Genomic DNA, 13,300 nt, shown 5'->3' with positions numbered 1-13,300 from the left:
CTTTTCCATGGTCCTACGGCTTGCATCCTGGATCGGCCTGGTCTGGCGCCGCGGTCTGCGCCAGCAGCAGCGCCCGGAAATCGTCCGACCGCATCGGCTTGCCGATCAAATAGCCCTGCAGCACGTCGCATCCGGTCGAGCGGATCGCTTCCTTCTGCAGCTCCGTCTCGATTCCCTCGCAGATCACGTCCAGCTTGAGCGACTTGGCAAAGGCGATGACGCCGTTGACGATGTCCAGGCAGCGCCGGTCCTGTTCGATCTCGCGCACGAACGAGCGGTCGATCTTGATCGCGGTGATCGGCAAGGTGCGCAAGTAAGACAGGTTCGAATAGCCGGTGCCGAAGTCGTCGAGGGCGATGCGGAAACCGTCGCGCTGCAGTGAGCGCAGCACCGACGCCGCCTTGTCGATGTCCTGCATCAGCATGCTCTCGGTGACTTCGAGCTTGATGCACTCGGGGTCCAGGTCGTAGCGGTTGACGAGGTTCTTCAGCAGCGGCGGCAGGTTTTCGTCCGTCAGCTGGCGCGGCGAGACGTTCACCGCCATGCGCAGCCGGTAGCCCAGCAATTCCCATTCGCGCGCCTGGCGGCACGCTTCTTCGCACACCCAGGCGCCGACGGACGTGATGGCGGGCGAGCCTTCCAGCATCGGCAGGAACAGGTCGGGGGCGAGCAGCCCGAGGCGCGGATGTTCCCAGCGCAGCAGCGCCTCCGCACCGACGACGGCGCCGTTCACGGCGCTCACCTGCGGCTGGTAGAACAGCACGAACTGGCGGCGTTCGAGGGCGGAGAACACGTCCTGGCGCAGTTCCAGGCGCTGCTTGAGCAGGTGGCGCGCGGCCGTCGAGAAGATGGCGTACGTGTGGCGGCCATTGTCCTTGGCCTCGTACATCGCGGCGTCCGCGTTGTTGAGCAGCTCGTCGGCCGAATACTCGCGGCCGTTGCCGATCGCGATGCCGATGCTGCCGCCCACCGTCACGTAATGGCCGTCGACGGCGATGGGGGTCGCGAGGTGCCGCAGGACGGCCGCGGCCACACCCTTCGCGCCGTCGGCGTTCATGCCTTCGAGGACGACCACGAACTCGTCGCCGCTGATGCGCGCGACCGTGATGCCGGCGCCGGCGAGGCTGCCCAGGCGCCGTCCGATTTCCTGCAAGGCCATGTCGCCCGCGCTGTGGCCGTGGGCGTCGTTGACTTCCTTGAAGTGGTCGAGGTCGACGAACAGGACGCCGACCGGGCGCTCGTCCTCGACCGAACGTGCCAGGGCCTCGTCGAGCGCGCGCAGGCAACTGAGGCGGTTGTGCAGGCCCGTCAGGCTGTCGTGCGTGGCCAGGTGCAGCAGCCGCGTCTCCGCTTCCTTGCGCTCGGTGACGTCGGCGAAGAATGCGGTGACGCCTTCGCGCGACGGGTACACGCGCAATTCGAGCCAGATGCCCAGCGGCGCGTAGAAGTTCTCGCAACGGGCGACTTCGCGGTCGTGCATCGCGTGCTGGTAGGCGTCGTAGAACGGGCCGCCGACGGATTCCGGGAACTCGTCCCACATGTTCTTGCCGATGAGGTCGTCCTGGCTACGGTCGATCCAGGCCGCGCCGCGCGCGTTGATGTACGTGAAGCGCCATTCGCGGTCGAGCGATACGCAGCCGTCGGAGATGCTCTCCAGGACGGTGCTCAGGCGTTCGCGCGCCTGCACGGCGGCCTGCTGGGCTTCGACGACTTCCGTCACATCCTGCAGGAAGGCGACGAAGTGGGTGGGCGTGTTCCCGTTCTCGCGCACGGGAAACAGGTGCATGCGGCACCAGAACGGGGTGCTGTCCTTGCGGTAGTTGCGCAGCAGCGCCGTGCAGATCTCGGCGCGCTCGACGCAGTGGCGGATCAGCGCGATCTCGGGCTGGTCGCGGTCGTCGCGCTGCAGGAAGCGGCAGTTGCGGCCGACGACTTCGTACAGCGCGTAACCCGTCATCCGTTCGAACGCGGGGTTGACGTACGCGATGGGATTGTCCGGCAGGCTGGCGTCGGAAATGATGATGCCCGTGTTGCTCGCCTCGATCAGTCGCTTGAAGAACGGCACCGGCAACTGTTCGATCTTGTCGAGGAGGGAGCGGACTTCTTCAGGAGAACAATTCTGCATGATCGTCTACCTTGGCGCTGGACGTTATCAGTGTAACGCCGCCTGAGGCCGGCATGCAGCACGAAAGACAGCGGTGTCCGCATCGAGTTGCCTGGCGGACGCAGCCGGTTCAATCCACGCCCAGCGCCGCCATTTTCGCCCGCAGCGCCAGCCGGTCCGCATCGATCTGCGCGCCGTTCGTCTGGCGCGACAGGGCGGCCTTGTCCTTGCGGCCGAGGAAGTAGGCGATGCGCTCGGCGTTGGCGCCGGACGGGTGCGGGATGCCGTGCAGGATCCGGTCCGCATCCAGCACGCCGCGCGCCGCCAGCCAGTCGAGCGCGAGGCCGACTTTCGGGCCCAGCGGTACGTACACCGCATCGGGCAGCGACGCCGCTTCGGCCGCGAAATAGTCGAGGAGCTGGGCCTGCAGCAGCGGCGTCGTCAGCATGTTCGGCGCCGCGCCGTTGTAATTCTTGTCATTAACGAAGACGGGATGGCGCAGCACGGCCGTCACGTGCATCAGGTGCGCGTGCGCGCCGAACAGCGACGCGCAACTGGCGATGCCGAGCCAGCGCTGCAGGCCCACGTGGTCGAGCAGGGCGACGAGGTTCGGCCGGATCGCGCCGGAAAACGCGCCGGTGTACTTGGCCGCGCGCAGAATCTCATCCTCTGCGGCACCTTGCGCCAGCAGGCGCCGCGCCTCGCGCACGGCGTTCTTCCATTGCACGAAGCCGGGCGAGATGCCGACGAGGACGAGCCGGGCCCCGTGGTTCACGTAATCGAACGGGATGTAGTGCGCGCTGATGTTGCCCGTGCGCGCCAGCAGGAAGCCGGCCGGGATCTGCGCGGGCGTGCCTGCGAGGTCCGGATCGGTGTCCAGGATGAGGTCGCGGAACGTGGAAAAGGTCGCCTGCATGAAATTGCAAAAAGTTCGGATGCCTCGCATTGTGCCACGTGAATCGTTCTCACTTCCTTTTAATGCGGCTTACCCATACGAAAAACGATATTGAAGTTGCCGAAAAATTGATTGGATCGTTCTCGATGTTGCGCCTAACATTACCGATAAGCATGCCAGTTCAGAAGGCTTCCCCAGCTTTCAGAAACATAACAATACTTACAAAGTCATAGGAGACGTATGGAACCCATCGCATCGGGCCGATCGGCGCCCGCTACCCGCGCGGCTGCCGTGCGCCGTCATGACCGTGTCGTCGGCTTTGCCCTCCGTTGGAAACACTGATTCAGGTTTCTAATCACTAGGCAATAATCAGGGTGCTGCGCGGAAGGAATCCGGGTAGCACCTTCGTCGTTTGGAAAGAGGTCCGTATGCATACCCAGAAACTCTCCACGCTCGAAAAAGTGGGCTTTGGCGCCGGTGACATGGCGCTCAACGTGGTGATCTCATCGATGATGCTGATCATCACTTTTTTCTATACGGACGTCTATGGACTCAAGACGACCGACCTCGCGCTGCTGTTCGTGCTCGTCAAGATCGTGGGCGCGATTTCCGACCTGATCGTCGGCCAGATGACGGACAGTTTCCTGTCCCGCTGGGGCCGCTACCGGCCGTATTTCCTGTTCCTCGCGATCCCGTACGGCCTATCCGTGTACGCCGTGTTCAGCACGCCGGACTGGAATTACGACGCCAAGCTCGTGTGGGCCTATTCCACCTACATCATCATGACGCTGATGACGTCGGGCGTGGGCGTGCCGTACATCTCGCTGATCAGCGGCCTGACGAGCGACCCGCAGGAGCGCCTGTCGGCCAACGGCTACCGCCTGTTCCTCGCGAAGGTCGGCGCGTTCATGGTCACGATCGTCGTGCCGATCCTCGCGCAGCGCTGGGGCAACGGCAACCAGGCCGCCGGCTACCAGGCGGCGATGGCCCTGATGGCGGTGCTGGGCGTCGTGCTGTTCCTGTTCACGTTCTTCACGACGACCGAACGCGTCGTCTACAAGACGAAGCGCCAGCCGCTGCTGGAACAGATCGCGGTGCTGGCGCAGAACGACCAGTGGCTGATCCTGTGCGCGGTCTGCGTGACGGGCACCATCGGCTACGTGATCCGCGGCTCCGTCGCCATTTATTACGCCAAGTATTATCTGCACGGCGACACGGAGACCGTGTCCGCCTTCCTGTCGACGGGTGTCGCGGCCGCGATCATTGCGATGGTCGTGTCGACGTGGGTGACCAAGTTCTATTGCAAGGTCAAACTGTTCCGCTACACGCAGCTGATGGTGGCGGTGCTGTCGGTGATGATTTATTTCCTGGTCAAGCCGGGCGACACGGCACTGGCCTTCTTCCTGTACTTCCTGCTGTCGCTCGTCGTCGACCTGCACGCACCGGTGTTCTGGTCCGCGATCGCCGAGACCATCGACTATGGCCAAGTGAAAACGGGCAAGCGCGTGTCGGGCTTCGCGTTCGGCGGCATCTCGGTCGCGCAGAAGGCCGGCATGGGACTCGCGGGCGGCATGGTGGGCCTGCTGCTGAATTATTTCCACTACCAGCCGAACCAGGAACAGAGCGCGCTGGCGCTGCAGGGCATCGCCCTGATGCTGTCCGTGATTCCCGGCTTCTTCCATTTCCTGATGGGGGCGCTGATGTTCAAGTACCGCATCAGTGATGAGTATTACTCTACCGTCAAGGAAGATTTGCGGGCGAGCCAGGCCGCGGCGGGCTGATTTTTTGAACGTCATCCCCGCGAAAGCGGGGATCCATGCTGAGTGTGCGATTGAGCCATCCTCGGCGATTCTGCGAAGTCTCCATGGATTCCCGCCTTCGCGGGAATGACGGTTTTTAATGTAAAGATGAGAATTGCTATGGAAACCGTTCTTAAACCTCTGATCGAACAACGCGCCGACCCATATATCTACAAGCACACGGACGGCTATTACTACTTCACCGCCTCGGTCCCGCAATACGACCGCATCGAACTGCGCCGCGCAAGGACGATCGCGGAACTGGCCGCCGCACCCACCGTCGACGCGTGGGTCAAGCCGGACACGGGCCCGTACAGCGAGCTGATCTGGGCGCCCGAGCTGCACTTCAACATGGGCGCGTGGTACGTCTATTTCGCCGCCGCGCCGAGCCGCGAGATCAAGTACAAGCTGTTCCAGCACCGCATGTACGCGATCCGCAATACCAACGCGAATCCGCTCGAAGGCACGTGGGAATTCATGGGCCAGGTCGACACGGGCATCGACACGTTCTGCCTGGACGCGACCACGTTCAACCACAACGGCGTGTTGTACTACCTGTGGGCGCAGAAGGATAACGAGATCGAAGGCAATTCGAACCTGTACATCGCGAAGATGAAGACGCCGTGGCAGATCGAAGGCAAGCCCGTGCTGCTGTCGAAGCCCGAACACGATTGGGAAATCCGCGGTTTCTGGGTCAACGAAGGCCCGTCCGTCCTGCGCCGCAACGGCAAGATTTTTATTTCGTATTCGGCCAGCGCCACCGACGAGAATTACGCGATGGGCCTGTTGTGGGCCGACGAGAATGCGGACCTGCTCGATCCGGCCGTATGGACAAAGTCGCGCGAGCCCGTGTTCCGTACATGCTACGATCACGGCATCTACGGACCCGGCCACAATAGCTTTACCTATGCTGAAGATGGCGACACCGTCATGCTCGTCTACCACGCGCGCACTTATACGGAAATCGTCGGCGATCCGTTGTGGAACCCGGACCGCCATACCTTCGTCAAACCGCTGCGTTGGGACGAGAACGGCATGCCGGTATTCGGGCGGCCATCTACCCTCTGAGGAAACAACAACGTGCAAAACGGAATTACCCAAGCGCCGTTCGGGACCTTGCCCGACGGTCGGCAAGTCAACCAGTACACGCTCAAGAACAATAACGGCATGGTCGTCAAGGTGCTGGACTTCGGCGGCATCATCACCGAGATCCACGTCCCGGACCGCGACGGCGTCTTTGCCGACGTCGCCCTCGGCTTCGAAACGCTCGAGCCCTATGTCAAGGACAGCCCGTATTTCGGCGCGCTGATCGGCCGCTACGGCAACCGCATCGGCAAGGGCCGCTTCACGCTCGACGGCAAGGAGGTCCAGCTGACGACCAACAACGGCAACAACCACCTGCATGGCGGCGATCCGGGCTACGACAAGGTGTTGTGGACGGCCGCTGTCGAAGGCGACAGCCTCGTCCTGCGCTACCACAGCCCGGACGGCGAGCAGGGTTATCCCGGCAATCTCGACGCCATCGCCACGTATGTGCTGACCGACGACAACGAGATCGTCGTGCGCTTCCACGCCGTGACCGACCAGCCGACGCCCGTCAACCTCACCCAGCACAGCTATTTCAACCTGGCCGGAGCAGGGCAGGGCGACATCCTCGCCCATGAGATCACGATCGACGCGGATAAATTCGTGCCCATCGATGCGGAATCGATCCCGTTCGGCGAACTGGCCCCCGTGACGGGCACGCCGTTCGATTTCCGCAAGCCGCGCGCGATCGGCGAGCGCATCACGCAACCGGACAAGCAACTGCGCCACGGTACCGGCTACGACCATTGCTGGGTGCTGAACAAGCACCTGGGCGACAAGAGCCTGAAGCGCGCCGTCCACGTGGTCGAGCCCACGACGGGCCGCGTGCTCGAACTGTTCACGCAGGAACCGGGCGTGCAGTTCTACAGCGGTAACTTCCTCGACGGCTCGCTGAGCGGCAAGGGCCATCCCTGGATTTTCCGCAGCGGCTTCTGCATCGAGCCGGAACACTACCCGGATTCGCCGAACCAGCCGACGTACCCGAACACGATCCTGCGTCCGGGCGAGGTCTATGAAACGGAATCGCGCTTCCGCTTCTCGGTGGCGCAATAAGTCAATCAGGAGAGACGCTACATGATGGAACTGGTGGTGGATGGCCGGAACGTACTCGGCGAGGGAATCATCTGGGACGACAAGGACGCGCGCCTGTTCTGGACCGATATCGAAGGCAGCGAACTGTGGTCGCACGCCCCCGCGACGGGCGCGTTGCAGCGCTGGCCGCTGCCCGAGCGCCTGTGCTCGATGGCGCTGACGCACGACGACGGCCGCCTGCTGCTGGGCCTCGCCTCCGGCCTGGCGTTCTTCGATCTCGCCAGCGGAGAACTCGACCGCATCTGCGACGTCGAGGCAGACCTGCCCACCACGCGTCTCAATGACGGCCGCACCGACCGCCAGGGCCGCTTCGTTTTCGGCGTGTTCAACCAGGCCGAGAACCCGAAGGAGCCGATCGGCGGCTTCTACCGGCTGAACCACGACCTGTCGCTGGAGCGCCTGCCGCTGGGCGGCGTCGCCATCGCCAACAGCATCTGCTTCAGCCCGGACGGCCGCACGATGTATTACGCGGACTCGGGCACGCGCGAGATCCGTTGCTGCGACTACGACCCGGACACCGGCGCAGTGGCTAACCTGCGCGAATTCGCGGCGGCCGACGCGGCCCCGGGCGATCCGGACGGCTCGACGATCGATGCGGACGGCTATCTGTGGAGCACGCGCTGGGGCGCGGGGCAGGTCGTGCGCTTCGCCCCGGATGGTACCGTCGATCGCGTATTGACGTTGCCGGCGCCGCAACCGACGTGTCCGGCGTTCGGCGGCCGCAACCTGGACGTCTTGTATGTCACTTCCGCAACAGTTGGCCTGCGCGCCGGCCAACTGGCGGATGCACCAAAATCGGGCGGTGTGTTTGCAAAATCGCTAACAATTAAGGGCTTGGCAGAGGTTAAATTCGCTGGCCGGAGCCGATAGCGGTAACAGCGATGTCGATAACGATATCGATTGCTGCTAAAAATTGATTGGAAAGTTATCTTAGCGGCCTTTAGACTTCCTTCATCGCTGAGCTGGACGACGACAAGGGTCGCTCAGATTACAAAAACGACGGAGGAAGAATGTCCGAGACAAAAAAGAAGCCCACCCTGCGTTCAGCAGCGTGGTTCGGTACCCAGGACAAGAACGGCTTCATGTACCGGAGCTGGATGAAGAACCAGGGTATCCCCGATCATGAATTCCAGGGCAAGCCGATCATCGGCATCTGTAACACCTGGTCCGAACTCACGCCCTGCAACGCCCATTTCCGCAAGCTGGCCGAGCACGTCAAGCGCGGCATCCTGGAGGCGGGCGGCTTCCCGGTCGAATTCCCCGTCTTCTCGAACGGCGAGTCGAACCTGCGCCCGACCGCCATGCTGACCCGTAACCTGGCCAGCATGGACGTCGAAGAATCCATTCGCGGCAACCCGATGGACGGCGTCGTCCTCCTGGTCGGCTGCGACAAGACCACGCCGGCCCTGCTGATGGGCGCCGCGAGCGTCGACATTCCGGCCATCGTCGTCACCGGCGGCCCGATGCTGAACGGTAAGCTGAACGGACAGGACATCGGCTCCGGCACCGCCGTCTGGAAACTGCACGAGCAGGCCAAGGGCGGCCAGATCTCGATGCACGACTTCCTCGCCGCCGAAGCCGGCCATGCGCGCTCGGCCGGCACCTGCAACACGATGGGCACCGCGTCGACGATGGCCTGCATGGCCGAATCGCTCGGCGTCTCGCTGCCGCACAATGCCGCGATCCCCGCCGTCGACGCGCGCCGCTACGTGCTGGCGCACATGTCGGGCATGCGCATCGTCGAGATGGTCAACGAAGACCTCAAGCTGTCGAAGATCCTCAAGCGCGAGAACTTCGAGAACGCGATCCGCACGAACGCCGCGATCGGCGGCTCGACCAACGCCGTGATCCACCTGAAAGCCATCGCCGGCCGCATGGGCGTGCCGCTGGAACTGGAAGACTGGACCGCCGTCGGCAAGGGCACCCCGACCATCGTCGACCTGCAGCCGTCCGGCCGCTTCCTGATGGAAGAGTTCTATTACGCCGGCGGCCTGCCGGGCGTGCTGCGCCGCCTGGGCGAAAGCAACCTGCTGCCGCACAAGGACGCGCTGACCGTGAACGGCAAGACGATCTGGGAAAACGTCCAGGACGCGCCGATCTACAACGACGAAGTGATCCGCAAGATCGACAACCCGCTGATCGACGACGGCGGCATCTGCATCCTGCGCGGCAACCTGGCCCCGCGCGGCGCCGTGCTGAAACCGTCGGCCGCCTCGCCGCACCTGATGAAGCACCGCGGCAAGGCCGTCGTGTTCGAGGACTTCGATCACTACAAGGCGCGCATCGTCGATCCGGACCTGGACGTCGACGAGAACTCGATCCTCGTGATGAAGAACTGCGGTCCGAAGGGTTACCCGGGCATGGCCGAAGTGGGCAACATGGGGCTGCCGCCGAAGCTGCTGGCGAAGGGCATCACCGACATGGTCCGCATCTCCGACGCGCGCATGAGCGGCACCGCCTACGGCACCGTCGTGCTGCACGTGGCGCCGGAAGCGATGGCCGGCGGTCCGCTGGGCATCGTCAAGGACGGCGACTTCATCGAACTCGATTGCAAGGCCGGCCGCCTGCACCTGGACGTGCCGGAAGACGAGATCAAGACCCGTCTCGCCGACCGCGCCGAGAACCAGAAGGAAGCGCCGCGCACCGGTTACGCGGGCCTGTACCTGGATCACGTGCTGCAGGCGGACGAGGGCTGCGACTTCGACTTCCTCGTCGGCTGCCGCGGTTCGGCCGTGCCCAAGCATTCCCATTGATTGATCGACGTTGGACGCGTGAACGGTTTGGCCGTTCCCGCGTCCTGTTCATTCTGAACGAACGGATTCCACCATGCTGCTCATCCAATACAAATCCGCCACCGGCGACCGCCGCGTCGGCATCCTGAACGGCGACGCCGTCACCGCCATCACCGGCTACGCCACCACGCTGGAACTCGCCAAGGCCGCGATCGCGCAAGGCAAGTCGCTCGCCGCGCTGGCCGACGCATCCGCCACCGGCGACAAAGAATCCTATGAAGCGATCGCGCAGGCAGGCCGCGTGCTGGCCCCGATCGACCACCCGGACGCCGCGCACACCTACGTCACCGGCACGGGCCTGACGCACCTGGGCAGCGCCGACGCGCGCGACGCCATGCACAAGAAGATCGGCGGCGACGTCGAGTCGCTGTCGGACTCCATGAAGATGTTCCGCATGGGCGTCGAAGGCGGCAAGCCGGAAGCGGGCAAGGCCGGCGTGCAGCCGGAATGGTTCTACAAAGGCGACGGCTCGATCGTGCGCGCCAGCGGCCAGGACATGGAAATGCCGGACTTCTCTCTGGACGGCGGCGAAGAGCCGGAGATCGCCGGCCTGTACGTGATCGGCGACGACGGCCAGCCGTACCGCGTCGGTTTCGCGATCGGCAACGAGTTCTCGGACCACGTGACGGAACGCCAGAACTACCTGTACCTCGCGCACTCGAAGCTGCGCAACTGCGGCGTCGGCCCGGCGCTGCTGGTCGGCGAACTGCCGGCCCACGTCGAAGGCGTGTCGCGCATCCGCGCCGCCGACGGTTCCGTGCGCTGGGAAAAAGCGTTCGTGTCGGGTGAGCAGAACATGTCGCACACCATCGGCAACCTGGAATACCATCACTTCAAGTACGGCCTGTTCAACCGCCCGGGCGACGTGCACATCCACTTCTTCGGCACCGCGACCCTGAGCTTCGCCGACAATATCAGCGTGCAGGCCGGCGAGACGTTCGAAGTCGAGTCGCCGCAATTCGGCCCTGCGCTGCGCAACAAGCTCGCCGTCCAGTCCACCCAATTCGCGAAAGTAAAGACCTTATGACCATCGCACAGATCACGGGCGAAGCCCTCATCGGCGGCGTCGCCCAGCGCGGCGCCGGCGGCTCGTTCAAAGCCTGGAACCCGGGCGCGCGCACGCATATCGAACCCGCATTCAACATGGTCGACATCGCCCAGATCGACCAGGCCTGCGGCCTGGCCGGCAAGGCGTTCGACATCTTCCGCAACACGACCGACGAAGAGCGTGCCGCGTTCCTCGACACGGTCGCCGAGCAGATCATGGCCCTGGGCGATGCCCTGGTCGAGCGCGCGATGGCGGAAACCGGCCTGCCGCGCGGCCGCATCGAAGGCGAGCGTGGCCGCACCTGCACCCAGCTGAAACTGTTCGCCAGCCTGCTGCGCGAAGGTTCGTGGCAGGATCCGCGCATCGACCCGGCCCTGCCGCAGCGCACGCCGCCGCGTCCCGACCTGCGCAGCCGCCTGATCGGCGTCGGTCCCGTCGCCGTGTTTGCCGCATCGAACTTCCCGCTCGCGTTCTCCGTCGCCGGCGGCGACACGGCATCGGCCTTCGCGGCCGGCTGCCCGGTCGTGCTGAAGGCCCACTCGGCCCACCCGGGCACGTCGGAACTGGTGGCGCGCGCCGTCGTGAAAGCCGTCGAACTGTGCGGCCTGCCGGCCGGCACGTTCGCGCTGCTGACCGGCACGGGCAACGGCATCGGCCAGGCGCTCGTCGCGCATCCGGCCATCCAGGCCGTCGGCTTCACCGGTTCGCGTTCGGGCGGCACCGCACTGATGGCCGTCGCAGCCGGCCGCCAGCAGCCGATCCCGGTCTACGCCGAGATGAGCAGCATCAACCCGGTGTTCCTGCTGCCGCAGGCGCTGGAACAGCACGCCGAGCGCATCGGCCGCGAATTCGCCGCGTCGCTCACGCTGGGCGTCGGCCAGTTCTGCACCAACCCTGGCCTCGTGCTGGCGATCGACGGTCCGGGCCTGTCCACGTTCTGCGCATCGGCGACGGCCGCGCTGAACGACACGCAGCCCGCCACGATGCTGTCGGCCGGTATCGCGTCGAGCTTCCGCCGCGGCGTGGGCGCGTTGGCCAGCAACGAAGCGGTGACCACGCTGCTGCGCCTGGAGCACGAGGAGAACCAGGGCCACGCCGCGCTGTTCCGCGTGGAAGGCGACGCCTTCCTGGCCCGCAAGGAGCTGCACGAAGAAGTGTTCGGCCCGGCCTCGCTGCTGGTCGTGTGCAAGGACGTCGAGCAGATGCGCGCCATCGTCGAGCACCTGGAAGGCCAGCTGACGGCCGCGATCCACCTGGAAGAGGGCGACATCGCGGCGGCGCGGGTCCTGCTGCCGACGCTGGAGCGCAAGGTCGGCCGCATCCTGGCCAACGGCTTCGGCACCGGCGTGGAAGTGGCGCATGCGATGGTGCACGGCGGTCCGTTCCCGGCCACGGCCGACGGCCGCAGCACCTCGGTGGGCACGGGCGCGATCTTCCGCTTCCTGCGCCCCGTGGCGTACCAGAACCTGCCGCAGGCACTGCTGCCGGCGGTGCTGCGCGACGAGAACCCGCGCGGCATCTGGCGCCGCCGCGACGGCGCGCTGGGCAAGGAATAAGTACGAAAGATGGCGGCGCCGGGGGTATCCTGGCGCCGCTTACAATAAGATTTAGGAGACGACGATGGGTACTTTAGCCAAGTACGGTAGCCTCGAAGGCAAACGGGTATTCGTGACGGGCGGCGGCAGCGGGATCGGTGAAGCGATCGTCGCCGCGCTGGTGGAGCAGGGCGCGCTGGTCGGCTTCGTCGACATCATGCGCGACGCCAGCGAGGCGCTGGTGGCGCGACTCGCTGCGGCGGGCCACAAGGCGCCGATCTACCGTTACTGCGACATCACCGACATCCCGAGCCTGCAGGCCGTGATGGCCGAGATGGCCGCCAAGCTGGGCGACTTCGACGTCATCGTCAACAACGCCGCCAACGACCAGCGCCACCAGATCGGCGAGGTGTCGGTCGAGTACTGGGACGAGCGCATCGCCATCAACCAGCGTCCGATGTTCTTCACCGTGCAGGCGGCGCTGGAAGGCATGAAGCGCCGCGGCGGCGGCTCCGTCATCAACTTCAGTTCGATGTCGTGGCACGCCAAGAACCCGAACTACCCGATTTATGCGACCACGAAGGCATCCGTGATCGGCCTGACGCGCTGCCTCGCGCGCGACCTCGGACAATTCAACATCCGCGTCAACACCGTGACGCCGGGCTGGGTGATGACCCAGCGCCAGATCGACCTGTGGCTGGACGAGGCGGGCGAGGCCGAGATCGCCCGCTCGCAATGCCTGCCGGGCAAGCTGATGCCCGAGGATATCGCCGCGATGGTGCTGTTCCTGTCCGCCGACGACAGCAAGATGTGCACGGGGCAGGAATTCATCGTCGATGCCGGGTGGGTGTGACGGATATACCGTCGCATTTCCGATCCCGCCGCTACCTTCAAGACCGTCATTCCCGCGCACGCGGGAATCCATACTGGGACTCTCCGGCACGTGTCC

10 protein-coding genes are annotated in these 13,300 nt (G+C 64.8%); 8 read left to right on the top strand and 2 right to left on the bottom strand.

The genetic code is table 11. The annotated features are described in order from the left end of the window. Positions 1-13 precede the first annotated feature (13 nt). Positions 14-2,125 carry an EAL domain-containing protein gene (locus tag ACEN9G_RS05285; protein WP_413337191.1) on the bottom strand — a complete coding sequence of 704 codons (2,112 nt, stop codon included), beginning with the start codon at positions 2,123-2,125 and terminating at the stop codon, positions 14-16. A 109-nt stretch (positions 2,126-2,234) separates the two neighbouring features. After that, positions 2,235-3,020 carry a hypothetical protein gene (locus tag ACEN9G_RS05280; protein WP_413337192.1) on the bottom strand — a complete coding sequence of 262 codons (786 nt, stop codon included), beginning with the start codon at positions 3,018-3,020 and terminating at the stop codon, positions 2,235-2,237. A 407-nt stretch (positions 3,021-3,427) separates the two neighbouring features. Between ACEN9G_RS05280 and ACEN9G_RS05275 the strand changes: the two genes are divergently transcribed. From ACEN9G_RS05275 to ACEN9G_RS05240, 8 genes are all read left to right on the top strand, one after another. After that, complete coding sequence (locus ACEN9G_RS05275) at positions 3,428-4,780, top strand: MFS transporter (RefSeq protein WP_413337193.1); 1,353 nt, start codon at positions 3,428-3,430, stop codon at positions 4,778-4,780. Between the two features lie 138 nt (positions 4,781-4,918). Continuing rightward, on the top strand, positions 4,919-5,866 hold the full coding sequence (locus tag ACEN9G_RS05270; protein ID WP_413337194.1) for a glycoside hydrolase family 43 protein: 948 nt from the start codon (positions 4,919-4,921) through the stop codon (positions 5,864-5,866). Between the two features lie 12 nt (positions 5,867-5,878). After that, positions 5,879-6,937 carry an aldose epimerase family protein gene (locus tag ACEN9G_RS05265; protein ID WP_413337195.1) on the top strand — a complete coding sequence of 353 codons (1,059 nt, stop codon included), beginning with the start codon at positions 5,879-5,881 and terminating at the stop codon, positions 6,935-6,937. A gap of 21 nt (positions 6,938-6,958) precedes the next feature. Beyond that, complete coding sequence (locus tag ACEN9G_RS05260; protein ID WP_413337196.1) at positions 6,959-7,846, top strand: SMP-30/gluconolactonase/LRE family protein; 888 nt, start codon at positions 6,959-6,961, stop codon at positions 7,844-7,846. 140 nt (positions 7,847-7,986) lie between these two features. Then, positions 7,987-9,729: an IlvD/Edd family dehydratase gene (locus ACEN9G_RS05255; protein WP_371765825.1), complete on the top strand. Its 1,743-nt coding sequence runs from the start codon at positions 7,987-7,989 to the stop codon at positions 9,727-9,729. A 73-nt stretch (positions 9,730-9,802) separates the two neighbouring features. Beyond that, complete coding sequence (gene araD1 / locus ACEN9G_RS05250; RefSeq protein WP_413337197.1) at positions 9,803-10,795, top strand: AraD1 family protein; 993 nt, start codon at positions 9,803-9,805, stop codon at positions 10,793-10,795. Then, positions 10,792-12,372, top strand: a complete 1,581-nt coding sequence (locus ACEN9G_RS05245) for an aldehyde dehydrogenase (NADP(+)) (protein WP_413337198.1) — start codon at positions 10,792-10,794, stop codon at positions 12,370-12,372. Before araD1 ends, ACEN9G_RS05245 begins: the two co-directional genes overlap by 4 nt. A gap of 64 nt (positions 12,373-12,436) precedes the next feature. Further along, positions 12,437-13,204 (top strand): SDR family NAD(P)-dependent oxidoreductase, encoded by a 768-nt coding sequence (locus ACEN9G_RS05240; protein WP_413337199.1) that lies wholly within the window; start codon positions 12,437-12,439, stop codon positions 13,202-13,204. The last annotated feature ends 96 nt before the right edge of the window (positions 13,205-13,300 follow it).

Source organism: Massilia sp. Masssp94, assembly GCF_059491305.1.
The sequence above is the reverse complement of the archived record's forward strand: the minus strand, read 5'-3'. Positions and strand labels throughout refer to the sequence as shown.

Excerpts from the sequence above, each read along its gene's own strand:
- ACEN9G_RS05270 (WP_413337194.1), top strand. The coding sequence starts at position 4,919 with ATGGAAACCGTTCTTAAACCTCTGATCGAACAACGCGCCGACCCATAT.
- ACEN9G_RS05280 (WP_413337192.1), bottom strand. The coding sequence starts at position 3,020 with ATGCAGGCGACCTTTTCCACGTTCCGCGACCTCATCCTGGACACCGAT.
- ACEN9G_RS05245 (WP_413337198.1), top strand. The coding sequence starts at position 10,792 with ATGACCATCGCACAGATCACGGGCGAAGCCCTCATCGGCGGCGTCGCC.
- ACEN9G_RS05240 (WP_413337199.1), top strand. The coding sequence starts at position 12,437 with ATGGGTACTTTAGCCAAGTACGGTAGCCTCGAAGGCAAACGGGTATTC.
- ACEN9G_RS05255 (WP_371765825.1), top strand. The coding sequence starts at position 7,987 with ATGTCCGAGACAAAAAAGAAGCCCACCCTGCGTTCAGCAGCGTGGTTC.
- ACEN9G_RS05275 (WP_413337193.1), top strand. The coding sequence starts at position 3,428 with ATGCATACCCAGAAACTCTCCACGCTCGAAAAAGTGGGCTTTGGCGCC.
- araD1 (WP_413337197.1), top strand. The coding sequence starts at position 9,803 with ATGCTGCTCATCCAATACAAATCCGCCACCGGCGACCGCCGCGTCGGC.
- ACEN9G_RS05285 (WP_413337191.1), bottom strand. The coding sequence starts at position 2,125 with ATGCAGAATTGTTCTCCTGAAGAAGTCCGCTCCCTCCTCGACAAGATC.
- ACEN9G_RS05260 (WP_413337196.1), top strand. The coding sequence starts at position 6,959 with ATGATGGAACTGGTGGTGGATGGCCGGAACGTACTCGGCGAGGGAATC.